The sequence below is a fragment of the Roseateles sp. P1_C6 genome (assembly GCF_056406315.1).
Map to the genome: position 1 here is coordinate 21,259 of NZ_JBFUAK010000010.1, position 23,878 is coordinate 45,136.

Here is a 23,878-nt window from a genome sequence, read left to right on the forward strand (position 1 = left end):
GTGCGGGTCTTCCACATCGAACCGGACAGCTTCACGGAGCTGACAGCCCTGCCCGACGCCCTGCCCGCGCGTGGCTTCCTGTGGTTGGGCTATGGCCGGCGCGAGTTCGAGGTGGGCGAGGCCGCCGCGCAGCAGGCGCTGGTGCGCTGGGGCTGCGGCAACATCGTCGACCTGCATGTGGCCGACCTGATCAACAACCAGCTGCCCTCGCACTTCGACTACACGTCCTGGTACGACATGCTGGTGTTCCGCCGCCTGGCCGCGGCGCCGGGCAGCGCCGAGTTGTTCGTCGACGACGAACACGGCACCTTGGCGTCGGCGCAGCGGGCCATGCGCGCCATCGACACCAGCCCCGTGGGCTTTGCGGTGTTCGACCGTGTGCTGGTCACCGTGCACCCGACGGACTGCCAGGTGCGCGAGTTCTTCGCACAGAAGCTGGAGCGCCTCAGCGAGGGCCGCGACAAGCGCGAGGCCCGCGGCGCCGCGCGCATGCCGGCCAGCCCGGCCGACCTGATGCTGCGCATGGTCAACCACATGGTGGACAGCTACCTGGAGCTGCGCCGGCTGCTGACCCGCCAGCTGGCGACGCTGCAGCGCGTGCTGCTGGACCAGAACAGCGAGTTCAACGACTGGCCACTGCTGCTGGAAAGCCGCGACGCGCTGCACCGGCTGGAGGACACCTGCGAGGACCAGCGCGCCGCCATCCAGGAATGGATAGACGCGCTGGATGAATGGCCGGCCGACGGCGACCCGACGGTGACCCGCGAGCGCGAGCTGCTGCGCGTGCGCTCGCGCGACGTGCTGGAGCATGTGGAGCGCGTGCTGACGCATGTGCGCCGGCTGGAGTCGTCGGCCGAGTCCGCCGTGCAGATGCACTTCAGCGCGCTGGGCCACCGCACCAACAGCATCATGCGCACCCTGACGGTGCTGACGGCCATCTTCCTGCCGCTGAACCTGATCACCGGCATCTTCGGCATGAACTTTGAGTGGATGCCGCTGATCAAGAACCCCAACGGCTTCTGGGAAGCGTCGCTGCTGATCGTGGCCGTGGCACTGGCGCTGTGGCTGTTCTTCCGCGGCAAGCGCTATCTGACGTCCGGCAAGTAGCTAGCCGTTGCGTCGATAGGGGTCTGCAAAGCCCAGCGCTGTGAGGATCTCCGTCTCGCGCGCTTCCATGCACTCGGCCTCGTCATCGGCTTCGTGGTCATAGCCCTGCGCATGCAGCGTGCCATGCACCAGCATGTGGGCGTAGTGGTCCAGCACCGGGATGCCCATCTCGGCGGCCTCCTGCTCGACGACCTCGGCGCAGATAACCAGGTCGGCGCCGACGACCGGCTCGTGGGCGTAGTCGAAGGTCAGCACATTGGTCGCGTAGTCCTTGCCGCGGTACTCCCGGTTCAGCGCGCGGCCTTCCTCGGCGTCGACGATGCGCACGGCGATCTCGCCCGGCAGCTCCAGCGCCGCGCGGATGAAGCGCTGCACCTTGTGGCGCGGCAGCAGCGCGCGGTGGCGCGGGTCGGCGAACTGCAGGGACAGGCTCAGCTCGGGTTTCATATCTCGCGGGCCTCCCGCTTGGCGCGCGCTTCGTAGGCCTCGACGATGCGGGCCACCAGCGGATGACGCACGACGTCGGCACTGGTGAAGCGCGTCACGGCGATGCCCTTGACCTTGGCGAGCACATGCTCGGCGTCGATGAGGCCGGACTGCACGCCGCGCGGCAGGTCGATCTGGCTGGTGTCGCCAGTGACGACGCAGCGGCTGCCGAAGCCCAGGCGGGTCAGGAACATCTTCATCTGCTCGGGCGTGGTGTTCTGCGCCTCGTCGAGGATGACAAAGGCGTGGTTCAGCGTACGGCCGCGCATGAAGGCCAGCGGCGCCACCTCCAGCTGGCCCTTCTCGAAGGCCTTGGTGACGCGGTCGAAGCCGAGCAGGTCGTACAGCGCGTCGTACAGCGGGCGCAGATAGGGGTCGACCTTCTGCGTCAGGTCGCCGGGCAGGAAGCCCAGGCGCTCGCCAGCCTCCACCGCCGGGCGGGTCAGGATGATGCGCTGCACGGTGGAGCGTTCCAGCGCGTCCACCGCGCAGGCGACAGCCAGGAAGGTCTTGCCCGTGCCGGCCGGGCCCAGGCCCAGCGTGATGTCGTGCGACAGGATCTGCTGCAGGTACTGGTGCTGGCGCGGCGTGCGCGCCGACAGGTCGGTGCGGCGCGTGCGCAGCACGAGCGGGTCTTCATCACCCGGTGCCGCATCGGTGGGCGCCGGCGTTCGGGCTTCGACGAGCGCCAATTGCAGCGTCTCGGCCGGCAGCGGTCGGCGGGCGCGTTCGTACAGCGCCTCCAGCAGCGACTTGGCGCGCTCGGCCGCGGCCTTGGGGCCATCGACGCGAAACTCGGCGTCACGCCGGCTCAGCTTCACACCAAGGGCGGCCTCGATCTCGCGCAGATGGGCGTCCAGGCTGCCGCAGACGCGGGCCAGGCGGGTGTTGTCGGCAGGGGCTAGCTCAAAGCGCAGGATCACGTGGGGCGCCGCAGAAGTTGAAGGATGGATTGTCGCTGGTGGTGCATTCCCCGGCGCGCTGGGCATGCGCCCTCCCTCACAATGCCGCCCCATGACCTCCCCGACTGCGCCGATGGCCGTGATGGCTCGGCGCCTGCCCCTTTCGCTGTTGATTTCCGTGGCCTTGCTCTGCCCGGCCGCCGCCCATGCCCAGACCCAGTCCGGGCTGTACTGGGCCGCCACGCTGCACGGCTGGGTTGCCGCGATGCTGGCGTTGATGGCCACGGTCGTCGGCCTCGTCTCGGGCCTGCACCACCGCGAGCGGCCGGCGAGCTTCCTGGTCGGCATGATGTTGAGCTGGGTGGTGCTGCGCGCCGCCACCGCGCCCGGTGCCGCGGGCCTGCGGCCACTGCTGATGACGCTGCTGGTGCTGTGCGGCGTGCAATACCTGCTGCGCCAGATGAACTGGAAGCGCAGCTGGATAGACCATGCGCTGCTGATCCAGTGCCTCGTCGTGCCGGCCAGCCTGCTGCTGACGGGCGGCCAGGTCGGCTTCCTGGGCGTGCTGTGGCACGCGGTGCTGAGCCTGGAACTCGTCGCCGCGATGGGCTGGGCGCTGTGGCTGCGCCGCCTGCGCCTGCAAGCCACACCCGACAGCGCCCAGGCGCGCGAATTCCATCTGATGGCCTTCCTGCTGCTGCCGACCATGCTGGCGCTGGTGGCCGAGATGCTGCTGGCGGCCGTGAACGAGTCGCTGTGGTGGACGGCCTCGCCCTGGCTGGGGCTGATGCTGCCGTTGCTGATGCTGGCCCTGGGGCTGCAACTCGTGAACCACGTCGCCCATGCGCGCGTCGACGCCGAGAAGCGCATCGGCGCCATCGAGCAGCGAATGGCAGAACGCATCGCCGAGGTCGAGCGCAGCCACAGCCAGTTGGCCGAGCAGAAGCTCGAACAAGTCACCGAGCGCGAGCGCAAGCGCATCGCCGCCGACCTGCATGACGACCTGGGCGCCAAGCTGCTGACCATCGTGCACACCAGCGAGTCCGACCGCATCTCGACGCTGGCGCGCGAGGCGCTGGAGGAGATGCGCCTGTCCGTGCGTGGCCTGACTGGCAAGCCGGTGCACCTGATCGACGCGTTGGGCGACTGGCGCGCCGAAGTCGTGTCGCGCCTGGGCCAGGCCAATATCCTGGCCGAGTGGAAGTCCCCGGCCGAGGACATCGAGCACACCTTCCAGGCCCGCTCCTACGTGCAGACGACCCGCATCCTGCGCGAGTCGGTGTCCAACATCATCAAGCACAGCGGCGCCACGCATGCGACCATTTCCAGCGCCGTTCAGGATGGCGACTTCATCCTCTCCATCCAGGACAACGGCCAGGGCATTCCGACTGAACTGGACGGCAGGCTTGACAGAGGCCACGGCATGGCGAGCATGAAATCACGCGCCAAGCAGATGCATGGCCAGTGCCTGGTTGAATCCGGCCCGGGTTGGGGTACTGTCATCCGTCTGACGATTCCGCTGTAGATATCGAGGCCCCCATGAACCACATCCTGCTGCTCGAAGACATCCCCGAGATCCGCGCCTGGCTGAAGGCGCTGGTCAAGCAGGTGTTCGCCAACGCCCAGATCACCGAGTGCTCACGGGTGCAGGACGCACTGTCCCTGGTCAACGGCCAGCGCTTCACGCTGGCGCTGCTGGACCTGGGCCTGCCGGACGGTTCGGGCGTCGAAGTCATCGCCGCGCTGCGCGAGAAGCAACCCGAGGTGCAGTCCGTCATCGTCACCATCCACGACGACGACGAGCACCTGTTCCCGGCGCTGCAGGCCGGCGCCTTCGGCTATCTGCTCAAGGAGCAGTCGCGCGAACTGCTGGTCGAGCAGCTGCAGCGCATGAGCCAGGGCGAACCGCCGCTGTCGCCGTCCATCGCCCGCAAGGTCATCGCCTACTTCGCCGCGCAGGTCAAGAAGCCGACCTCGCCGCTGCTGCACGAGGTGTCGCTGACCGATCGCGAGACTGAAGTGCTGCTGCGCGTCGCCAAGGGCTACACGCTGCCGGAGATCGGCGTGCAGCTGGGCCTGTCCCGCCACACGATCGCGGACTACGTGAAGCAGATCTACCGCAAGCTCAATGTGAGCTCGCGCGCGGAAGCTGCTCTGGAAGCGCAGCGGCTGGGTTTGTTCGGCCGCAACTGAGCCTGAAGCGGCCCGGATAATGGGCCGATGATTGGAAGACTCAGCGGCGTCATCGCCGAGAAATCGCCCCCACAAGTCGTCATCGACGTGGCGGGGGTGGGCTACGAAGTCGACGTGCCGATGAGCACGTTCTACAACCTCGGCAGCCTTGGCGAGCGGGCCGTGCTGCTGACCCATCTGACCGTGCGCGAGGACGCGCACCAGCTGTTCGGCTTCCTGACGCACGAAGAGCGCGCCACCTTCCGTCAGCTGATCAAGATCAGCGGCGTCGGACCCAAGATGGCGCTGGGGTTGCTGTCTGGCCTGTCGGTGTCGGAACTCGCACAGGCCGTGTCGCGCCAGGACGCCGGGCGACTGACCAAGGTGCCGGGCATCGGCAAGAAGACCGCCGAGCGGCTGCTGCTGGAACTCAAAGGCAAGCTTGGCGCCGACCTCGCCCTGCCCGCCGCCGTCACCAATGATGCGCAAGCGGACATCCTGCAGGCACTGGTCGCGCTGGGCTACAGCGAGAAGGATGCCGCTGCAGCGCTGAAGGTCTTGCCGCCCGACGTGGGTGTCAGTGACGGCATCAAGCTTGCGCTGAAGAAGCTGTCATGAGCATCCAAACCGACGACTTCGCACCCGCGCCGCGCATCGTCAGTGCGGCGCCCGAGTCCAGCCGCGAGGAGGCGATGGAGCGGGCGCTGCGGCCCAAGCATCTCGATGACTACGTCGGCCAGGTCAAGGCGCGCGAGCAGTTGGAGATCTTCATCGGCGCGGCCCGCAAGCGCCGCGAGGCGCTGGACCATGTGCTGCTGTTCGGCCCGCCGGGCCTGGGCAAGACAACGCTGTCCCACATCATCGCGGCCGAATTGGGCGTCAATCTGCGCCAGACCTCGGGCCCGGTGCTGGAAAAGCCCAAGGACCTGGCGGCGATCCTGACGAACCTGGAACGGAACGACGTCCTCTTCATCGACGAGATCCACCGTCTCAGTCCGGTCGTCGAGGAAATCCTCTATCCGGCGCTGGAGGACTACCAGATCGACATCATGATCGGCGAAGGCCCCGCGGCCCGCTCCATCAAGCTGGACTTGCAACCCTTCACGCTGGTTGGCGCCACAACGCGCGCTGGCATGCTGACCAATCCGCTGCGCGACCGTTTCGGCATCGTCGCGCGGCTGGAGTTCTACACGCCAGCCGAGTTGCAGCGCATCGTCACGCGCTCGGCCGGCCTGCTGGGCGCGCCCATCGACGCCGACGGTGCGCTGGAGATTGCCCGCCGCTCGCGTGGCACGCCGCGCATCGCCAACCGTCTGCTGCGCCGCGTTCGAGACTACGCCGAGGTCAAGGCCGACGGCCGCATCGTCGCCGGCATCGCCGACAAGGCGCTGGCCATGCTGGACGTGGACCCGCAAGGCTTCGACCTGATGGACCGCAAGCTACTGGAAGCCGTCGTGCACCGCTTCGACGGCGGCCCGGTCGGCCTGGAGAATGTCGCCGCGGCGATCGGCGAGGAGGCCGGCACCATCGAAGACGTCATCGAACCCTATTTGATCCAGCAGGGCTTTCTTCAGCGCACGCCGCGCGGCCGCATCGCCACGCAGGCAGCCTACCGCCATCTCGGCCTCGCGCTTCCCAGCGGCAAAGGTGCGCCCGACCTGTTCGGGGAGTGAACCTGGTGCCGCATGGCACTGCTTCGGCAAAAACGGCGCCCTCAGGCGCCGTCTCAATGAAAAAAGCGCCCCGTGGGGCGCTTTTCTGTTTCCGATCCCAGGATCAGAAGTTGTGGCGGATACCAGCAGCCAGCGACGAGAAGTCGGCTTGACCTGCGCCGTTGTAATCGGTCTTGGTCCAGAAACCGTAGACCTTGGTGCGCTTGCTCAGGTTGTAGTTGTAGCCAGCGGTCAGCTGCTTGGCACCACCGGTCTTGAAGGCGCCATCGCCGCCGGCCTTGCTGCCGCCGACGTTCAGATGAAACTCGGACTGGCCCAGGGTGTACATGGCAGCCAGACGACCCACGTCGCGGTTCTTGAAGCCGGAGACTTCTTCACGCTGGTAGTAGCCACCGAAGGTGAAGGCACCCAGCTCATACAGGCCGCGGACGGCGTACTGCTTGTAGATGCCAACCTTCTCGTAGCCGAAACCGGCGTGCAGCGGGCCCATGTCGTAGTTCACAGCCACGTCCCAGGCGCGCGGGACAGAGCCTTCACCGGCGGCCACGCCCACTTCCGAAGAGAAGCCGGAGACATTGGGCGTGAAGTAGGAGACCTTGTTGTTGGTCGTGAAGCGCGTGCCGTACAGGTTGTCGGCGGACGTGCCCGTGTCATGGTTGTGCATGCTCACGTAGTCGGCCGTCGCGAAGTACGAACCCGGGAACCACTTGCCCAGACGCACGCCACCGAAAGCGCCTTCCAGCTGAACCCACGAAGCGCGGTTCCAGAAGGTCGTGCCGCCGGTCGCGGCGCCGGTGTCGCTGTTCAGGCCGTGTTCCAGCGAGAACGATGCCTTCAGGCCGCCGCCGAGTTCTTCGCTACCCTTGAAGCCCAGACGCGACGAGTTGTTCTGCACCACGACCTTGCGGTCAGCGGAGCCGACCTTCTGGCTTTCGACGGTGGTGTTCAGACGGCCCCACAGAGTGACGGAGCTTTGAGCGAAAGCCGGAGCCGCGACAGCGGCCAGAGCGGCGACGAGTGCAATTTTCTTCATCGTTTGCCTTTACAGAGAGGTGACGGCGGGTTGACGGCCCGGCCTTGAAGGACAAGTGGCGGCCAGTATAGGAGCGCCAGTCGCCGCAGCCGCCTGAAGCGACGCGTGGATGCAACAGTGGGCCTAGGGGCCTGAAAGAGCGGCCGCCTCAGGCGGCGACGTCATCCGCGCTCAGGCCAGCCAGATGGCGGTCATCGTTCCAGCCGATCAACGTGAAACCCTCGGCCGTCGCCAGCAGACGGTTGATGGCGGCATTGCCGAGCTGCCAGCTGCGTGTCGCATCCAGGGCAGCACGCGTGGCCGCTCGATAGAGGCAGTCCAGCACGCCACCGTGGGCGACGAGGGCGATGCTCTGGCCGGGGTGCGCGGCCGCGGCGCGGTGGGCGGCGGCCAGGCAGCGGGCGCTGAAGACGGTCAGGCTCTCGCCGCCGCCAACGGCAAAGTCGGGCTCGCGGCGCCGCCAGCGGGCGGCATCCTCGGGGTAACCCTGAGCAATCTCCTCCCAGCTCAACCCCTCGAAGCGACCAAAGGCGCGCTCGCGCAGCCCGGCGTCCAGTTGCAGCGGCAGGCCGTGCACACGGGCCAGCGCCTCGGCGGTCTGGCGGGCGCGGCTGAGGTCGCTGGTATAGATGGCCGCCAGCGGTTCGTCGACCAGGGCTTCGGCGACGCGCTCGGCCTGGGCCAGACCCAGCGGGCTCAGCGGGATGTCGGTGTGACCCTGGATGCGCGCTGCGCGGTTCCAGGCGGTCTCGCCGTGACGGATCAGGATCAGCCGGGTCGCTTCGTCCAGCACTAGACGCCCCAGACGACGTCGGCGTCCTCGCGCTGACTGCGCTGCATCAACTCGTGCAGCGGCCAGGCGCGCTGTCGCAGGCTGACGCCTTGGCGGCGCGGCGCAGGCTGGGCAGCGGCCTTGGCTTCGTCGACGCTGCGCTGGAACTGTGCGTCGTCGGCCGCAACGCCGGCCTCCAGCGCCTGGATCAGGCCGGGCAGCGCGGCGGCTTCGAGGATGCCCTGGGGCGCGGGCTCGCGGCCCAGCAGGCGCAGCACGGCGTCACCCGAGTCGGCCAGCATGACGACATCGGCACCGGCCTTGGATTTGAAGCGGTAGAGCATGGCCGCATTGTCGGCCCGCGTGGGTGAAAAAACTCAGCCGTTACCGGCCAGGCCCAGCCAGCCGGACACCGCCGCATCGACGACGTGGCGGCGCGGGCGCACGCGCTGCTCGAACTCCTCGGGCCGCAGCGCCGGCGCATACAGATAGCCCTGGAATTCATGGCAGCCGGCCTGGGCCAGGAAATCGCGCTGGGCCTCGGTCTCGACGCCTTCGGCGATGACTTGCAGGCCCAACGCCCGGCCCATCTGCACGATGGCGTTGGCAATGCCGACGTCGCTGGCATCGCCCGGCAGCCCCTGCACGAAGCTGCGATCGATCTTCAGGCGCTGGATGGGGAAGCGCTTCAGATAGGCCAGCGATGAATACCCGGTGCCGAAATCGTCGATGGACAGCGTGACCCCCAAGGCGGCGAGCGCCCGCATGCGCTTGAGGCCGTCGTCGGCGTCGCCCAGCAGCACGCCCTCGGTCAGCTCCAGCTCCAGCATGCTGGCCGGCAGCGCGGCATCGCGCAGGGCTGCGGCGACGTTTTCGACAAAGTTGGCCTGTTGGAACTGCAGCGCCGACACGTTGACCGCCACCGGCATGCGCAGGCCCTTGCCCAGCCAGTAGGCGGCCTGGTCGACAGCCTCGCGCAGCACCCAGTCGCCGATGGCGACGACGAAGCCGCTCTCTTCGGCCAGCGGGATGAATTCGGCCGGCGAGATGTCGCCGCGCTGCGGGTCGCGCCAGCGGATCAGCGCCTCGGCGCCGATGACGCGGTCGCTGCCCAGCTCGACCTGGGGCTGGTAGTGCAGCCGGAAACGCCCTTCAGCGAGGGCCTGGCGCATGTCGTGGTCCAGCCGCATGCGCGACAAGAGGTCGACCTCCTTGCGCGGCACGTGGAAGCGGAACCCCGCGCGGCCGCTTTCCTTGACCCAGTGCATCGCGCGCTCGGCGCTGGCCATCAGCTCGTCGGGCGTGCTGCCGTCGCCGGGGTACAGCGCAATGCCGCAACTGGCGGTGACGGTGAAGCTCAGCGTGTCGAAGCTGAACGGCTGGGCCAGCAACTGCTGCACCAGGCGCGCGGCCGCCTCGGCCTCGGGCCCTTGGGCGCCGTCGATGAGCAGCGCGAACTCGTCACCACCCAGGCGAGCCAGCGTGTCGTTGGCGCCGACGGCGCCGCGCAGCCGCTCGACGATCTCGCGCAGCACGCGATCCCCATAGGTGTGGCCCAGCGTGTCGTTGATCTGCTTGAAGCGGTCCAGGTCCAGGTGCAGCAGCGCGAAGGACGGCTGCGGGTCGCCGGTGGCGACGGCGGACATCTGCTGCACGATGCGGTCGGCCAGCGCGCGGCGGTTGGGCGCGCCGGTCAGCACGTCGGAGCGGCCGAGCTCCTCGATGCGCTGATGGGCAGCGAGTTTTTCGCTGAGGTCGCGGAATGAAAAGACCCGCCCGATGGGCTCGCCGCGGCTCATCTGCGGCAGCGAGACCTGCTCCAGCACGCGGCCGTCGCCCAGGCGCAGCATGTCGCTGGAGCGCATCAGCGGCGCGTCCAGCAGGGCCTCGATGCGCAGCCGGTACTGCTCGCCGTCGCGCATGACGCGCTGCAGGCTCAGCCACAGGCCGGCGTCGCCAGGTTCGTGCAGCAGGCCGCCGGGCAACCCCCACAGCTTGGCAAAGCGCCGGTTGAAGCTGCGCACGCGGCCGGACAGGTCGACGACGAGGATGCCGTCGGCGGTGGACTCCAGCGTCGCGCGCAGCTCGGCCAGCAGCGTCTCCCGCTCGGCCTCGGCGCGGCGGCGGCGCGTCTGGTCGTGCAGCAGCACCAGCCAGTAGCGGCCGCCGTCGGGCGTGTGCACGGGGCTGATGGAGCGACTGACCCAGCGCGGCTGACCGTCGCTGTGGGTCAGCACGGTGTCGGAACGGATGCGCGCGAAGGGGTCGCGCGCGGCCCCCTGCCAGAAGGCTTCGTCTTCAAGTGACCCGCACAGCGTGGCCGGCGGCTGGCCCAGCGCGCGCTCGGGCTTGAGGCCCAGCAGACGCAAGGCCGCACGGTTGACGGCGCTGACGGTGAGGCTTTCGCCATCCACCAGCCAGGCCGGCTCCGGAAGACCTTCGAGCACAGCGCCGATCACGGACGGCGCCTCGGGAACGCGAGGCAGGGACACGTTCGCCTCGCGGCTGGCGTTCACGTGGCCAGCTCCCCTGGGCCTGTGCTGGCCGCATCGAAGAAATAGGCGATGCGCGCCCTCGGGCTCAGGTAGTCCAGCGACGCCCGCGGCAGGAACTGAGGCTTCAAGCTGCGGCGGATGCCGAGGTCGGGCATCTCCTCGAGATTGAGGATCAGGGCCTCTTCCTTGGCCACCTTGGGGTCGTGGACCATGACGCGGGGCTTGAGCGGGCGGGCCGAATTGACCGACACGACCAGCGCGTAGCGGTCGTCGGTCAGCTGCACGGTGGAGCCCGGCGGGTAGACGCCCATCATGCGGATGAAGGCGTTCAACATGGTGGCGTCGAAGCGATTGCGCCCTTGCGCGAACATCAGCGACAGCGCCTCGTGCGGGGTCATCGCCTTGGACGTGATCAGCGGGTTGCACAGGCCGTCGAAGCGGTTGACCAGCGCGACGATGCGCGCGCCAGTGCTCATGCGGTCCATGTTGATGCGCTGCGGGAAGCCGCTGCCGTCGGCATGCTCGTGGTGCTGGGCGACGATCAGCAACGGGCCGGGCGCCAGGCCCATGGCCTGCGCAATGGCGACGCCCTTGACGACGTGCTGCTGGTAGGCCTGCGTCTCGGCGGCGGTGAAGCTCTCGTCGCGGTGGCGCAGGCGCGCGGCCACTTCGAGCTTGCCGACATCGTGCAGCAGCGAGCCGACGCCAAGGTCCATCATCTCGTCGCGACCCAGGCCGAAGGCCCGGCCCAGCAGCAACGCGATGATGCAGACGTTCAGCGCGTGCGCGGTGCTGCGGTCGCCGGCGGCCTCGTTCAGCAGCCGCATATTGAGATCACCCTCGACGAGCATCTTGTCGAGCAGCGCGGCGGTCAGGCTCTCGGCCTCCGTGCGGGCCTGGTGCGGATCGGTCTGGACCAGGTCCATGACGCCGCGAAAGCCCTCCGAGGCCTCGCTGTACTGCTCCTCGCACAGGCGCAGCGCCTCGCGCTGGGCGGCAAGTGCGCGGCGGTGGGCCTCGCGAGCCAGGTCTTCCGGGCTGGGCCCGGCGGGCGTCTCGGCGTCGGCAGACTCGGTGGCCGCCGCGGCGGCGGCATCGTCCGAGGCGGCTTGAAGCGCCAGATCGCTCTTGGCGGGGCTCCAGCGCACCTGGGTCAACCCCAGGCGGCGCAAGATCAGCAACTGGTCGCTGGACGCGATCTTGAAACTTGAAAGCGGAAACGGGTGCGACATCCAGCCCAGATCGAGATGAATGAACATCCCCACGGTCAACTGGCTGATATCTATCAGCGGATCGTTTGTTCTATCCTGCATTCGCTCAAAACCCGTGCGCCCGGGCACCCCTCGACTCGGCTCCAGCTTCGGCACCTCTGCCAAAACACTGGGACCGGCCTCCAGCTATACGTCAAATCGGCCAACTGCGCCCGAATCAGGCGGGGAAAAATCCCTAGATTGGCGCATGTAGGAGCTTAGCGCCTGATCGTGACTGAAATGACTCGGCTTTGTCCGGGCAAACGCTGATGAATGCCGACCTTGTGACGCTGGGCGCGTCGGCACCGAGTGTGCTGGCGCCGCCCGCACGGCCTCCCGGCCGCCGGCGGCGTGCGACGCTTCAGCGCCGCGCGTGGTGGTGGGCGATGAAGTCGCGATACCAGTGGGCGCTATCCTTGGCCAGCCGGGCTTGCGTCGCGTAGTCGACGTGGAAGAGGCCAAAGCGCTTCAGATAGCCGGAGTTCCACTCGAAGTTGTCGAGCAGGCTCCAGTAGAAATAGCCGCGCACATCAGCGCCCAGGCTGCGCGCCATCGCCAGCGCCTGCAAGTGACTGGACAGGTAGGCGATGCGCTCGACGTCGGGCACGCGGCCGTCGACGACGCGGTCGGCATTGGCCATGCCGTTCTCGGTGATGAACATCGGCGGCGGCGAGTACTCGCGGGCCAGGCGCACGAGATGCTGGGCAAAGACCTCGGGCACGATCTCCCAGCCCATGTCGGTGAAGCCGCGCCGGCCCGGGCCCTTGATGGCCTTGCCGTCGGCGCCGAACAGGCTGCGCGTGTAGAAGTTGATGCCGAGGAAGTCCAGCGGCTGGCGGATGCGCTCCAGGTCACCTGCCTCGATGCGGGGGGCGTCGTCGCCGACGTGCTCCAGCGCATCGGCCGGGTAGGCGCCGCGGAAGATCGGGTCCATGTACCAGCGCACGTTGAGCCCGTCGTCGATGCGGGCCGCACGCCGGTCGGCCTCGGTCGGTTCGGCCGGGAAGGACGGCGTGTGGTTCAGCACGATGCCCAGCTGGGTCTTGGTGACCGCGCGCATCGCGGCGATGGCGTCGCCATGGGACAGCATCAGGTGGTGGGACACCTGCAGACTTTCGGCGCGGCTGGTGTGGCCGGGCGCGAACTGGGCGGTTTCATAGCCCAGCGTGGCCGTGCACCAGGGCTCGTTGTGCGTGGCGATGCTGGCCAGGCGGTCGCCGAAGCGGCGCGCGATCTCGGCGGCGTAGTCGGCGAAGCGGCCCACGATGTCGCGCGACAGCCATCCGCCCATGCCCTCGTGCAGGGCCTGCGGCAAGTCCCAGTGATAGAGGGTGGCATGGGGCTGAATGCCGGCGTCCAGCAGCGCATCGATGAGGCGGTCATAGAACGCGAAGCCGGCTTCGTTCCACGCGCCCTGCCCCAGCGGCTGCACGCGCGGCCAGGCAAAGCTGAAGCGGTAGCAATCCAGGCCCAGCCCCTTCATCAGCGCCACGTCGTCGCGGAAGCGGTGGTAGTGGTCGCAGGCGACGTCGATGTTGGACTCGTCGAGGATGCGCCCGGGCTCGCGGCAGAAGGCGTCCCAGATGGACGCGCCCTTGCCGTCTGCGAAAGCCGCGCCCTCGATCTGCGCGGCGCTGGTGGCGGCACCCCAGAGGAAGTCGGCGGGGAAGGCCTGGGCGAGGGTGGCGGGGTCGATGCGGGCGGGATCGAGGAGAGGCATGGCGGTAGGACGAGCCGGGCGGCACCGGCAACAGACAGGGTGAAGGCTGGCGGACCGGAGCCGGCCGCAGGAACCTCCTGAACAGCAGTGCCCGCGCCGGTCCGATGTGCTGGATCGAGGGATCCAGAACCTTCATCGTCCCCGATGATGACAACGCTGTCAATACAGGATGACGGCCATGCCTCGGGCTTCTTCGCCACTTGCGTCGGAGCAGCGCTCGCGGGCAGTGACTGATTAGATAAGCAGAGCGCGGGCGCCTGCGCCCGTCAGCGGGAGGCGCCGCCCGGTCAATCCCAGGGCCGCATCGCGCGCCCTGGGGCGGCCGCGGTCAGCGGGCGCGGGTCGAATCGCGCACGACCAGCTCGTGCGCCAGCACCTTGTGCAGGTTGGCTTCGACCTGCGACGGCATGTCGGGCCGCTGCACGGACACCAGCATCTCCACGGCCGTGCGCGCCATCTCGGCGACGGGCTGGCGCACGGTCGTCAGCGGCGGCCAGACCAGCGCGGCGGTCGGCGAATCGTCGAAGCCGGTGACCGACAGCTCGCCCGGCACCGGCAGGCCCAGCCGCTGCGCCGCGGCAAGCACGCCCAGGGCCATGTCGTCGTTGCTGGCGAACACCGCCGTGGGACGCTGGCGGCGGCTGAGCAACTGGTGGGCGGCATCGCGGCCGCTGGCGAATGTGAACGCGCCGGGCTGGATCAGCTCGGGGTCGGGCTCCAGGCCGTGCGCGCGCAGCGCATTGACGAAGCCCTGGTAGCGCAGCGCACTGGCCGACTGGTCCGGCGGGCCCTTGATGAAGGCGATGCGCTGGTGACCCAGGCTGAGCAGCAGGTTGGTGATCTCTTCGGCGGCGTGCACGTCGTCCATGCGCACCGAGGGCACGCCGGGCAGGTCGCGCTCGGGTGACATCAAGACGCAAGGCGTGCCACTGTCGCGCAGCGCCGCGAGCACCTCGGGGTTGTCGCAAAGCGGCGGCGTCAGGATCATGCCGTCGGGCCGCAGCGCCAGCACCATGCGGTCGATCTGCTGGCGCAGGTCGGGCGCGTCGTTGTGCAGCGACTCGACGACCAGGTGATAACCCAGCTCTCGGCATCGCAGCGTGGCGCCTTGCTGCACGCTGCCGACGAAGATCGCGCTGGGGTCGTAATAGAGCAGGCCGATCAGGAAGGAGCGACCGCCTGCGAGGCTGCGCGCCGACTGCTTGGGCCGGTAGCGCAGGGCCTCCACCACCTTGAGCACCTGATCCCGGGTGCTTTCATGCACACCGGGCTCATGGTTGAGCACACGCGACACGGTCTTGATCGACACGCCCGCTTCACGGGCGACGTCGACGATGGTGGGGCTTCCGCCGCGTGCGCTCACAGCGACGAAGAATTACTTCTTCTTGGCCTTGGCGGCCGGCTTGGCGGCGGGCTTGGCAGCCGCCTTCTTGGCAGCGGCCTTGGGATCGACAGCAGCCTTGAAGCCAGCGCCTGCGGTGAACTTGGGCAGCTTGGCGGCGGCAATCTTGATCTTTGCGCCGGTGCTGGGGTTCACGCCATTGCGAGCGGCACGTGCGTGCTGCTTGAAGGAGCCGAAGCCGGGGATCGACACCGCACCACCCTTTTTGACGGTGGTGACGATGGCGTCCAGCAGGGTCTCGAGGACACGGCCAGCTTCGGCCTTGCTCAGCTCGTGCTTGGCGGCCAGGTGTTCGATCAGATCGGTCTTGTTCATGCGGGGGGTCTCGTCCAAAAACGCGCCCGAACGGCTCGGGCGGGCGCGATTGTGGCCCATGCCGACGGGCATACTGTCTCGGCAGAGTCCCGTATCCATCGCCGATGTCCCCGCCCGTGCAATTTGTCTCCTTGCTCGACGCCCTGCCGCAGCAGGTGTGGAAGGCCGACGCCCAGGGCCGCCTGCTGTGGATGAATGCGCGCCTGGCCGAGGCGTTGAACCGCCCCGCGCTGCCGACGCCGTTGGCCAATTGCCTGCACGAGGATGACCGCGCGGCCTTCAGTTCGCGCTGGGCCGCGGCCCAGGCGACGGGGCGCTTCGAGATGGAGTACCGCCTTGGTTCAAGCTGGGTGATGGCGCAGGCCCAGCGCCTGCCCGACTCGCCGCTGTGGCTGGGCACGCACACCGACATCGCCGCCCGGCGCGCAGCCGAGAACCGGCTGCATGAATCGGACGCGGTCTGGAAGCTGGCGTTGGAATGCAGCGGCGACGGCGTCTGGGATTGGCATGTGCAACAGGGCACGGAGCTGTTCTCCGACCGCTATCTGCGCCTGTACGGCTTCGAGCCTGGCGACGTCGACGCGACGCCCGAGGCTTTCGATGCGCGCACCCACCCCGATGACATCGCGCAGATGGCCAAGGACCGCGAGGACCATTTCAGCGGCCGCACGCCGCTGTACCGCAACGAGCACCGGGTGCTGGCCAAGGACGGCAGCTGGAAATGGATCTTGAGCCGCGGCATGGTCATCGCCCGCGACGCCAACGGGCGGCCGCTGCGCATGGTGGGCACGCACACCGACATCACCGACCGCAAGCGCCAGGAGGCGCTGGTCTGGCAACAGGCGCGCGTCGACACGCTGACGGGCCTGCCCAACCGGCGGTCGCTGCGCGAGCGCATCGAGCGGGCACTGGCGCAGCGCGCGCTGCGCGGCGACGAGCTGGCCGTCATGTTCGTGGACCTGGACCATTTCAAGGAGGTCAACGACTCGCTCGGCCACGACGTCGGTGACGCGCTGCTGGTGCAGGTGGCCGGGCGGCTGCAGGACGGCATGCCGGCCGGCGGCGTCGTGGCGCGCATGGGTGGGGACGAGTTCACGGTGCTGCTGGCCACGACGGATGCCGCCGCCGCCGCGCAGCGCGTCGGCCACGCGTTGCTGGAAGCGTTGTCCGAAGCCTTCGAGGTGGCGGGCGAACGCGTCTATGTGTCGGCCAGCATCGGCGTCAGCCTCGCGCCACGCGACGGCGTCGAGATCGAGGCGCTGTTCAAGCATGCCGACCTGGCCTTGTATGAAGCCAAGGGCGCCGGCCGCAACCGCATGAGCCTGTTCACGCCGGCCCTCCATGAGGCTGCCCAGCGCCGCACGCGGCTGGCCGGCGAACTGCGCGAGGCGTTGCGGCTCGCGCAGTTCAGCCTGGTCTACCAGCCCATCCTGTCGCTGCGCGAGCCGGACGCGCCGCCGCGCAAGGCCGAGGCGCTGCTGCGCTGGACGCACCCGCAGCTGGGGGACGTCAGCCCCGCGCAGTTCATCCCGCTGGCCGAGACCAGCGGTCTCATCGTCGACATCGGCGACTGGGTCTTCCGCGAGGCGGCGGCCCAGGTGTTGGCCTGGCGCGCTGCGGGGCATGCGGCATTTCAGATCAGCATCAACAAGTCGCCGGTGCAGTTCCTCAGCGAACGCAGCCACCGGCTGCAGCCGGACTGGGTCACGCATCTGCGCGGCCTGGGGCTGCCGGGCGATGCGCTGGCGGTGGAGATCACCGAAGGGCTGCTGCTGGAGCGCGACGAGGCGGTGGCGGCGCGGCTGCGCGCGCTGCGCGAGGCGGGGCTGACGGTCTCGCTGGACGACTTCGGCACCGGCTATTCATCGCTGAGCTATCTGCAGCATCACGACATCGACACCGTCAAGATCGACCGCAGCTTCGTCGCCGGGCTGGAAAGCGGCGGCAAGGCGCTGGCGCTGTGCCGGGCCATCGTGACGATGGCGCATGAGCTGGGCATGGAGGTCGTGGCCGAAGGCGTGGAGACCGAGGCGCAGATGCTCGCCTTGAAGGCGATGGGTTGCGACTGGGGGCAGGGGTGGTGGTTTGGGAAGGGTGTGCCGGCGGGTGAGTTCGAGGAGCGCTGGTTCTCTTCCACCACTCGCTGAACGGCCCATCGAGGGCCATTCAGCGGGGACTCGGTCACGTCCCGTGACCCCGGCCTGAAGCACAGCTTCAAGCCCGTCTCGTCCTCACGCGATGTCCACTGGACATCGCTTCCTCGGCCCCAAACGCAAAAGGCCAGCACTTTCGTGCTGGCCTTTCTTGTTTGGTGCCCAGGAGAGGACTCGAACCTCCACGGAGTTACCCGCTAGTACCTGAAACTAGTGCGTCTACCAATTCCGCCACCTGGGCTTTCAGGGAGGCCGGACTATAGCCCAGTTCTCAGCCCTCCCCGGCAAAGTCGACTCAGGTGTCGAACTTCACGCCCTGAGCAAGAGGCAACTCGCTCGAGTAGTTCACGGTGTTCGTCGTGCGGCGCATGTAGGCCTTCCAGGCGTCCGAACCGCTCTCGCGGCCGCCGCCGGTTTCCTTCTCGCCGCCGAACGCGCCGCCAATCTCCGCACCGGACGTGCCGATGTTGACGTTGGCGATGCCGCAGTCGCTGCCGGCCGCGCTCATGAAGCGCTCGGCTTCGCGGATGTCCGTCGTGAAGATCGCGCTCGACAGGCCTTGCGGCACGCCGTTCTGCAGCTCGATCGCCTCTTCCAGCGTCTTGTACTTCAGCGTATAGAGGATGGGCGCGAAGGTCTCGTGGCAGACGACCTCGGTCTGCGACGGCATGCGCACCAGCGCCGGCACGGCGTAGTAGGCCTCGGGGAAACGGTCGGCCAGCGCGCGCTCGCCACCGCTGACCTGGCCGCCCTGCTCGCGGGCCGCGCTCAGCGCGAACTGCATCGCGTCGAAAGCCTGCGCGTCGATCAGCGGGCCGATCAGCGTGCCCTGCTCCACCGGCGAGCCGATGGGCAGCTGCGCGCGGGCGCGATCCAGCCGGTCGACCAGCGCGTCGTGGATGCTCTCGTGGACGATGACGCGGCGCGTCGTCGTGCAGCGCTGGCCGGCCGTGCCGTAGGCGCCGAACAGGATGCCGCGCACGGCCAGGTCCAGGTCCGCGCTGGGCGTGACGATGATGGCGTTGTTCCCGCCCAGCTCCAGCAGCGAGCGGCCGAAGCGCGCCGCGACGCGCGGGCCGACGGCGCGGCCCATCCGGGTCGAGCCGGTGGCCGAGACCAGCGCCACGCGGGCGTCGTCGACCATCGCTTCGCCGACATCGGCGCGGCCGATGATCAGCTCAGACAGGCCGTCAGGCGCGGCGTGGCCGGCGGCGCGGTAGGCCTTCAGCGCGCGTTCGAACAGGGCCTGCGTGGCCAGCGCCGTCAGCGGCGTCTTCTCGGACGGCTTCCACACGCAGGCGTCACCGGCGACCAGGGCCAGCGCGGCGTTCCAGGCCCAGACGGCGACGGGGAAGTTGAACGCCGAGATGATGCCCACGACACCCAGCGGCAGCCACTGTTCCATCATGCGATGGCCGGGGCGCTCGCTGGCGATGGTCAGGCCGTGCAGCTGGCGGCTCAAACCGACGGCGAACTCGCAGATGTCGATCATCTCCTGGACTTCGCCCAGGCCTTCGCTGGTCACCTTGCCGGCTTCGATGGAGACCAGCTGCGCCAGCTGCGCCTTGTGGGCCCGCAGCTCTTCGCCGAACAGACGGATCAGCTCGCCGCGCTTGGGGGCGGGCACCACGCGCCAGGCCTTGAAGGCCTCATGCGCGCGGCCCACGGCGGCCTTCATGTCGGCGGCGCTGGCGGTCGCCAGCTGGGTCAGCACGCTGCCATCGATGGGCGAGCGCACGGTGAGGTCGCCCGAGCCGGGCAGATGGACGCCGAGGGCGTCGAGGAGGGAGAGAGTCTGTTGCTTCATGACGAACATTGTCCTCAGGAGATGGATTCCACCTGGCGGGACTGTTGATACGCCGAGCCGAAGCGGTTGGCAAGGAAGTCGGGCAGGCTGACCTCTTCCTGGCGGACAAAGCCGCTCTGCGGCAGCTTGCCTTCGCGGAACAGGTCCACCGCGGCGCAGATGCCGGCGGCGGTCGTGATCTGGATCGCGCTCAGGGGCTGGGCGCCATCACGCGTCGCGAAGATCTTGCGGGCGAAGACTTCCTGCAGCAGCACGCCGTTCTTCTGGCCGGACACGGTCACAAAGACGAGGACGACGTCCTGCATCGTCGCGGGCATGCTCTTGCGCATGATGTCCTTCAGGTTGCCCTGGTCGCTCTTCAGACCCAGGTCGCCCAGCAGGAACTGCATCAGGTCGCGGTGGCCGGGGTAGCGCACGGTCTTGTAGTCGAGGTTGCGCACCTTGCCGGCCCACGTCTCGCACAGCGTGCCCAGGCCGCCGGACGTGTTGAAGGCCTCGTACTCGGTGCCGTCCAGGCTGAAGTGCTCCAGGCCTTCCAGCGGCAGCGCGGCGATGGTGTCACCCTCGTGGATGGCCTCGCAGGGGTGGCAGTACTCGTTGATGAGGCCGTCGACCGACCAGGTCAGGTTGTATTTCAGCGCGTTGGTCGGGAAAGCCGGCAGCGCGCCCACGCGCATCTGCACGTCGCGCACGGAGTCGAAGCCGCTGGCCAGGTGGTGGGCCACGATGCCGATGAAGCCCGGCGCCAGGCCGCACTGCGGCATGAAGGCGGTCTTGGCGCCCTTGGCCATGTCCTTGATGGCCTTGGTGGCGGCCACGTCCTCGGTCAGGTCGAAGTAGTGGCAGCCGCATTCCAGCGCCAGCTCGGCGGCGGTGATGGCCAGGTGGTAGGGCAATGCGTTGACGACGGCGTCCTTGCCGCGCAGCTGGGCGGCCAGCGCGACGCGGTTGTCGCTGTCGACCTCGGCCGTGGCGATGCCCTCGGCGGCCAGCACCTTCAGGTAGCCGGGGTTCTTGTCGAGCACGGTGACCTGGTAGTCGCCGGTGGCGTGCAGCAGGCGGGCGATGGTCTGGCCGATGTGGCCGGCGCCGAGCAGGGCGATCTTCATGAGGGGGCTCCAGGCTGGTGTTTGCGTTGGGCCGAACTCTAGGCAGGGGCAATGACGAAAGAAAGCACTAGTCCGACGAAAGCAATTGCAGATTCGACGATTCGTCGCGATGATTCGCCGTTATGGATGAATTACGGGTAAACCCGATCGCTCCGCCGGACGACCTCGACCGCCGCCTGATCCTGCTGCTGCAGGCCAACGCACGGGAGAGCACAGCCACGCTGGCGCGCAAACTGGGCGTGGCGCGCACCACGGTGGTCGCGCGGCTGGCGCGGCTGGAGGCCAGCGGTCGCATCGTCGGCTACACGGCGCGGCTGGGTGGTGACGAGGCGGGGCGCAGCGTGCAGGCGTTCGTCGGCATCACCGTCAGCCCAAAAGCCGGGCGCGAGGTGGTCAGGCGCCTATCAGAACTGCCGGAGCTGCGCCAGCTCGCGTCCGTCAGTGGTGAGTTCGATTACATGGCGCTGCTGCGCGCCGACACTACGGCTCGCCTGGACGCGCTGCTCGACGGGATCGGCGAGATCGACGGCGTGTTGCGCACCAACAGCTCGGTCGTGCTGGCCTTGCGCGTGGACAGACAAACCTGAACCGGAGACTTCGATGATCTGGCTTGCCCTCGGCCTGGCGCTCTTTCTCGGCATCCACCTGACGCGCGCGCTCGCGCCGCAATGGCGCGACGCGCAGATCGCGAGGCTGGGTGACAAGGCCTGGAAGGGCCTCTACACCCTCGTGTCCATCGTCGGCTTCGGGCTGATCCTGTGGGGCTTCTCGCGCGCCAGGCTCGACCCCGTCGTACTGTGGGCGCCCATCCGCGGCATGAACCACGCGGCGGCCGCGCTCGTGCTGGTCGCGATGGTGCTGATGGCCGCGGCCTATGTGCCGCGCAATCACATCAAGGCCAAGGTCCAGCACCCGATGACGCTGTCGGTCAAGGTCTGGGCCTTTGCCCACCTGATCGCCAACAACACGCTGGCCGACGTGATGCTGTTCGGCAGCTTCCTGGTCTGGTCCATCCTCGTGTTCCGCGCGGCACGCCGCCGCCCCGGGCCGCCGCCGGCACCCGGCGCGCTGGCCGGCACGGCGGCGACCGTGGTCGTCGGCTTCGCGCTGTGGGCCTTCTTCGCGTTCTGGGCGCACGCGGCCTGGCTGGGCATCGCGCCGCTGGGCCGGTGATCCGACCGTTGGTGGCGGCCGATGCGGCCGCCTTCATCGCCGCAGTCCGACACAGCCGCAAGCTGCATCGCCCATGGGTGCAACCGCCCGACGACGCCGAGGCGTTCGCGCGCCACCTCGCCCGCTTCGATGGCGTGGCCCATCACGGCTTCGTCGTCGAGGTCGACGGCCAGCTGGCGGGCGCCATCAACCTGACCCACGTCATCCTGGGCGCGCTGTGCAGTGGCTACCTCGGCTACTACGCCTTCAGCGGCTTCGAGGGCCGAGGCCTGATGACGCAGGGGCTAGACGCCGTGGTGCGCCATGCGTTCAAGGTGCTGGGCCTGCACCGCGTCGAGGCCAACATTCAGCCCGGCAACCAGGCGTCGATCGCGCTCGCGAGGCGCTGCGGCTTTCAGCTCGAAGGCTACTCGCCAAAGTACCTCAAGATCGCCGGACGTTGGCGCGACCATGAACGCTGGGCCCGCGTGAGGCCTTGAGCCAGGCGCGGTAGGCCTAGACTCGCCGTTAGATGACTCTCTGCCCTCGCCTGCTGCGTCGCTCGTTGCTGCGCTCACTGGCTTGGTTACTGGGCCTCGTGGCCATGGCCGCGGGTGCGCAGGCCAAGCCACTCACCGCCTGTGGCGAGCCCGGCATCGGGCCGCCCTGGCTGTACCGCACGCCGGACCAGCCGCAGCCGCTGAGCGGCTTCCTGGTCGACTTGTGGCCGCCGCTGTTCGCCACGCTGGGTGTCGAGCTGCGGTTGATCGGCGATCTGCCCTTCAAGCGCTGCCTGCGCGCGGTAGCGGCCGGCGAGATCGACTTCGCGCTGGCGGCCTATCACGATGACGAGCGCGCCAAGACGCTGGCCTACTCCGCGCCATACAAGACCTTCACGCCGCAGGTCTTCTTCCGCGCGGCCCAGCCGCTGAAGATCGCCAGCCGCGCCGACCTGAAGCGCTGGCGCGGCTGCGGCAAGAACGGCGCGAGCTATGCGCACTACGGGCTGGTCGCGGGCGACCTGGACCAGGGCGCGCGCAATTACCAGCAGCTGATCGAAAAACTGCTGCTGGGTCGCTGCGACTATTTCGTCGAAGAGCTGGAGGTCATCGCGCAGCTGGAGCTGGGCAAGGCGGACCACCTGGCCACACCGGGGCTGGCGCACGCACCGCTGCCCGACGTGCCGCCCCCGGCCTTCCACGTGGTGGCCGCGCGCGGCAGTGCGGCGGCCGCCCTGCTGCCGCGGCTGGATGCCGCCTTTGCCGAGGCACAGCGAAAAGGCGATGTGGCGCGGCTGTGGAAGCGCCACGCGGGCAAGCTGCCCTACTGAGCCTGGCGCGCGTCGCCGCGGCAGGCATCCATCAGGCGCGTCAAACCCAGCAGCGCGTCCAGCATCGGCGTCGCCACGCCCAGCTGCTGCGCCAGCTCGCGCGGCGCGCTCAGCAGCGCGTCGGTCTCGATGGGCCGGCCGGCCTCGATGTCCTGCAGCATGGACGTCTTGAAGGCCCCCAGGCTGCGCGTGATGACGTGCCGGTCCTGCGGCGTCTGGGCGATGGGGCAGCCGACGCGCTCGCCGATCACGGCGGCCTCGCGCATGATGGCCGTCGTGAATTCAAGCACCAGGTCGTCCGCCAGCACGCGGTCGGTCGTCGCGCGGGTCAGCGCCGAGACCGGGTTGGTCGTCATGTTGCCCCAGAGCTTGTAGAAGACCTCGCGCTGGATGCTGTCCACGGCCTTGGCGGCAAAGCCGGCGCTGGCGAGCAGCGCGGCGAGTGAGGTCACCGACTCGCTGGCGCCGCCCGCGGCCTCGCCGATCAGCAAGCCGTTGCCCAGCACATGCTGGACCCAGCCCGGTGCCTTCATGAAGCAGCTGGCATGCACCACGCAGCCGATGACGCGCTCCGGCGGGATCAGCGCGGCGATGCGCCCGTCGGGGTCCACGCTCTTCAGCGTCAGCCCCGGCACGACCAGGCCGGCGGTGAACCACCAGGGCAGACCGTTCAGCGCCGTCAGCACACGCGTGCCAGGGCCGCAGAGCTCGGCCACCTGCGCGGCCACGCCGGCAACGGCCGGGCCCTTGACGGCGAGGATGACCAGGTCTTGACGGCCCAGCTCGGCCGGGTCGGCGCTGACGTGCAGCGGCACGCTCAGCGTCTGCCCGCCGCTGTCCAGGCGCAAGCCATGCTCGCGCACGGCCGCCAGCGTGGCCCCGCGAGCCAATGCGCTGACGCTCACGCCGTCGACGCGTTGCAGGTGCGCGGCCAACCAGCCGCCGATGGCCCCGAGGCCGACGATGCAGACCTTAAACATGAGGATCAGTCTCGCACGCC

Annotated in this window: 23 protein-coding genes and 1 tRNA gene; 10 read left to right on the forward strand and 14 right to left on the reverse strand. The window is 68.7% G+C overall.

Translation table 11 applies throughout. The features are described 5' to 3' along the window. Complete coding sequence (locus AC1D29_RS21335) at positions 1-1,107, forward strand: magnesium transporter CorA family protein (RefSeq protein WP_477901163.1); 1,107 nt, start codon at positions 1-3, stop codon at positions 1,105-1,107. Here AC1D29_RS21335 and ybeY read toward each other — a convergent pair whose 3' ends face one another. Together ybeY and AC1D29_RS21345 are read right to left on the reverse strand one after the other, a co-directional pair. Then, positions 1,108-1,554: an rRNA maturation RNase YbeY gene (gene ybeY / locus AC1D29_RS21340; RefSeq protein ID WP_477901165.1), complete on the reverse strand. Its 447-nt coding sequence runs from the start codon at positions 1,552-1,554 to the stop codon at positions 1,108-1,110. It lies immediately after the preceding gene. After that, positions 1,551-2,516, reverse strand: coding sequence for a PhoH family protein (locus AC1D29_RS21345; RefSeq protein WP_477901167.1), 966 nt, complete (start codon positions 2,514-2,516; stop codon positions 1,551-1,553). Before AC1D29_RS21345 ends, ybeY begins: the two co-directional genes overlap by 4 nt. A 91-nt stretch (positions 2,517-2,607) precedes the next feature. Here AC1D29_RS21345 and AC1D29_RS21350 point away from each other — a divergent pair, with 91 nt between their 5' ends. Genes AC1D29_RS21350 through ruvB form a run of 4 tightly spaced genes read left to right on the forward strand, consistent with a single transcriptional unit; the run spans position 2,608 to position 6,340 of the window. Further along, positions 2,608-4,020: a sensor histidine kinase gene (locus tag AC1D29_RS21350; protein WP_477901169.1), complete on the forward strand. Its 1,413-nt coding sequence runs from the start codon at positions 2,608-2,610 to the stop codon at positions 4,018-4,020. 14 nt (positions 4,021-4,034) lie between these two features. Continuing rightward, a complete protein-coding gene (locus AC1D29_RS21355; RefSeq protein WP_056876024.1) occupies positions 4,035-4,688 on the forward strand; it encodes a response regulator in 654 nt (217 codons plus the stop codon). A 27-nt stretch (positions 4,689-4,715) separates the two neighbouring features. After that, positions 4,716-5,285: a Holliday junction branch migration protein RuvA gene (ruvA, locus tag AC1D29_RS21360; protein WP_477901172.1), complete on the forward strand. Its 570-nt coding sequence runs from the start codon at positions 4,716-4,718 to the stop codon at positions 5,283-5,285. After that, positions 5,282-6,340: a Holliday junction branch migration DNA helicase RuvB gene (gene ruvB / locus AC1D29_RS21365; protein WP_477901174.1), complete on the forward strand. Its 1,059-nt coding sequence runs from the start codon at positions 5,282-5,284 to the stop codon at positions 6,338-6,340. The genes ruvA and ruvB overlap by 4 nt, the downstream gene beginning before the upstream one ends. 103 nt (positions 6,341-6,443) lie before the next feature. On the opposite strand, the gene AC1D29_RS21370 is transcribed toward ruvB, so the two are convergent. The 8 genes from AC1D29_RS21370 to AC1D29_RS21405 form a co-directional block, all read right to left on the reverse strand. After that, positions 6,444-7,373, reverse strand: a complete 930-nt coding sequence (locus tag AC1D29_RS21370) for a porin (protein ID WP_477901176.1) — start codon at positions 7,371-7,373, stop codon at positions 6,444-6,446. A 148-nt stretch (positions 7,374-7,521) separates the two neighbouring features. Further along, complete coding sequence (locus AC1D29_RS21375) at positions 7,522-8,163, reverse strand: histidine phosphatase family protein (RefSeq protein WP_477901700.1); 642 nt, start codon at positions 8,161-8,163, stop codon at positions 7,522-7,524. Positions 8,164-8,165: 2 nt separating this feature from the next. Beyond that, positions 8,166-8,489, reverse strand: a complete 324-nt coding sequence (locus AC1D29_RS21380; protein WP_477901178.1) for a DUF1840 domain-containing protein — start codon at positions 8,487-8,489, stop codon at positions 8,166-8,168. 33 nt (positions 8,490-8,522) lie between these two features. Next, a complete protein-coding gene (locus AC1D29_RS21385) occupies positions 8,523-10,592 on the reverse strand; it encodes a putative bifunctional diguanylate cyclase/phosphodiesterase (RefSeq protein ID WP_477901179.1) in 2,070 nt (689 codons plus the stop codon). A 65-nt stretch (positions 10,593-10,657) separates the two neighbouring features. Beyond that, the gene (locus AC1D29_RS21390; protein WP_477901181.1) at positions 10,658-11,953 is read right to left on the reverse strand and encodes an HD-GYP domain-containing protein; all 1,296 of its coding nucleotides are present in this window, start codon (positions 11,951-11,953) and stop codon (positions 10,658-10,660) included. A gap of 298 nt (positions 11,954-12,251) precedes the next feature. Then, positions 12,252-13,610, reverse strand: a complete 1,359-nt coding sequence (locus AC1D29_RS21395) for a GH1 family beta-glucosidase (protein WP_477901183.1) — start codon at positions 13,608-13,610, stop codon at positions 12,252-12,254. A 328-nt stretch (positions 13,611-13,938) separates the two neighbouring features. After that, the gene (locus AC1D29_RS21400; protein WP_477901185.1) at positions 13,939-14,973 is read right to left on the reverse strand and encodes a LacI family DNA-binding transcriptional regulator; all 1,035 of its coding nucleotides are present in this window, start codon (positions 14,971-14,973) and stop codon (positions 13,939-13,941) included. Positions 14,974-14,985: 12 nt separating this feature from the next. Then, complete coding sequence (locus AC1D29_RS21405) at positions 14,986-15,426, reverse strand: HU family DNA-binding protein (protein WP_477901187.1); 441 nt, start codon at positions 15,424-15,426, stop codon at positions 14,986-14,988. A 17-nt stretch (positions 15,427-15,443) separates the two neighbouring features. Here AC1D29_RS21405 and AC1D29_RS21410 point away from each other — a divergent pair, with 17 nt between their 5' ends. Then, positions 15,444-17,474 carry a putative bifunctional diguanylate cyclase/phosphodiesterase gene (locus AC1D29_RS21410; RefSeq protein ID WP_477901189.1) on the forward strand — a complete coding sequence of 677 codons (2,031 nt, stop codon included), beginning with the start codon at positions 15,444-15,446 and terminating at the stop codon, positions 17,472-17,474. A gap of 162 nt (positions 17,475-17,636) precedes the next feature. On the opposite strand, the gene AC1D29_RS21415 is transcribed toward AC1D29_RS21410, so the two are convergent. From AC1D29_RS21415 to AC1D29_RS21425, 3 genes are all read right to left on the reverse strand, one after another. Next, a tRNA-Leu gene (locus AC1D29_RS21415) sits at positions 17,637-17,721 on the reverse strand. 54 nt (positions 17,722-17,775) lie between these two features. Further along, the gene (gene amaB, locus AC1D29_RS21420; RefSeq protein ID WP_477901191.1) at positions 17,776-19,287 is read right to left on the reverse strand and encodes an L-piperidine-6-carboxylate dehydrogenase; all 1,512 of its coding nucleotides are present in this window, start codon (positions 19,285-19,287) and stop codon (positions 17,776-17,778) included. A gap of 14 nt (positions 19,288-19,301) precedes the next feature. Continuing rightward, entirely contained in the window at positions 19,302-20,396 is a 1,095-nt protein-coding gene (locus AC1D29_RS21425) for a saccharopine dehydrogenase family protein (protein WP_477901193.1), read from the reverse strand. Positions 20,397-20,518: 122 nt separating this feature from the next. Here AC1D29_RS21425 and AC1D29_RS21430 point away from each other — a divergent pair, with 122 nt between their 5' ends. Genes AC1D29_RS21430 through AC1D29_RS21445 form a run of 4 tightly spaced genes read left to right on the forward strand, consistent with a single transcriptional unit; the run spans position 20,519 to position 22,878 of the window. Next, positions 20,519-20,983 carry an Lrp/AsnC family transcriptional regulator gene (locus AC1D29_RS21430; RefSeq protein ID WP_477901195.1) on the forward strand — a complete coding sequence of 155 codons (465 nt, stop codon included), beginning with the start codon at positions 20,519-20,521 and terminating at the stop codon, positions 20,981-20,983. Between the two features lie 13 nt (positions 20,984-20,996). After that, positions 20,997-21,569, forward strand: coding sequence for an NnrU family protein (locus AC1D29_RS21435; protein ID WP_477901197.1), 573 nt, complete (start codon positions 20,997-20,999; stop codon positions 21,567-21,569). Further along, positions 21,566-22,048, forward strand: coding sequence for a GNAT family N-acetyltransferase (locus AC1D29_RS21440; RefSeq protein WP_477901199.1), 483 nt, complete (start codon positions 21,566-21,568; stop codon positions 22,046-22,048). Before AC1D29_RS21435 ends, AC1D29_RS21440 begins: the two co-directional genes overlap by 4 nt. 32 nt (positions 22,049-22,080) lie before the next feature. Beyond that, complete coding sequence (locus AC1D29_RS21445) at positions 22,081-22,878, forward strand: substrate-binding periplasmic protein (RefSeq protein WP_477901201.1); 798 nt, start codon at positions 22,081-22,083, stop codon at positions 22,876-22,878. On the opposite strand, the gene AC1D29_RS21450 is transcribed toward AC1D29_RS21445, so the two are convergent. Then, positions 22,872-23,858 (reverse strand): 2-dehydropantoate 2-reductase, encoded by a 987-nt coding sequence (locus AC1D29_RS21450; protein WP_477901203.1) that lies wholly within the window; start codon positions 23,856-23,858, stop codon positions 22,872-22,874. The two genes, AC1D29_RS21445 and AC1D29_RS21450, sit on opposite strands and share 7 nt — an antisense overlap. Positions 23,859-23,878: the final 20 nt, after the last annotated feature.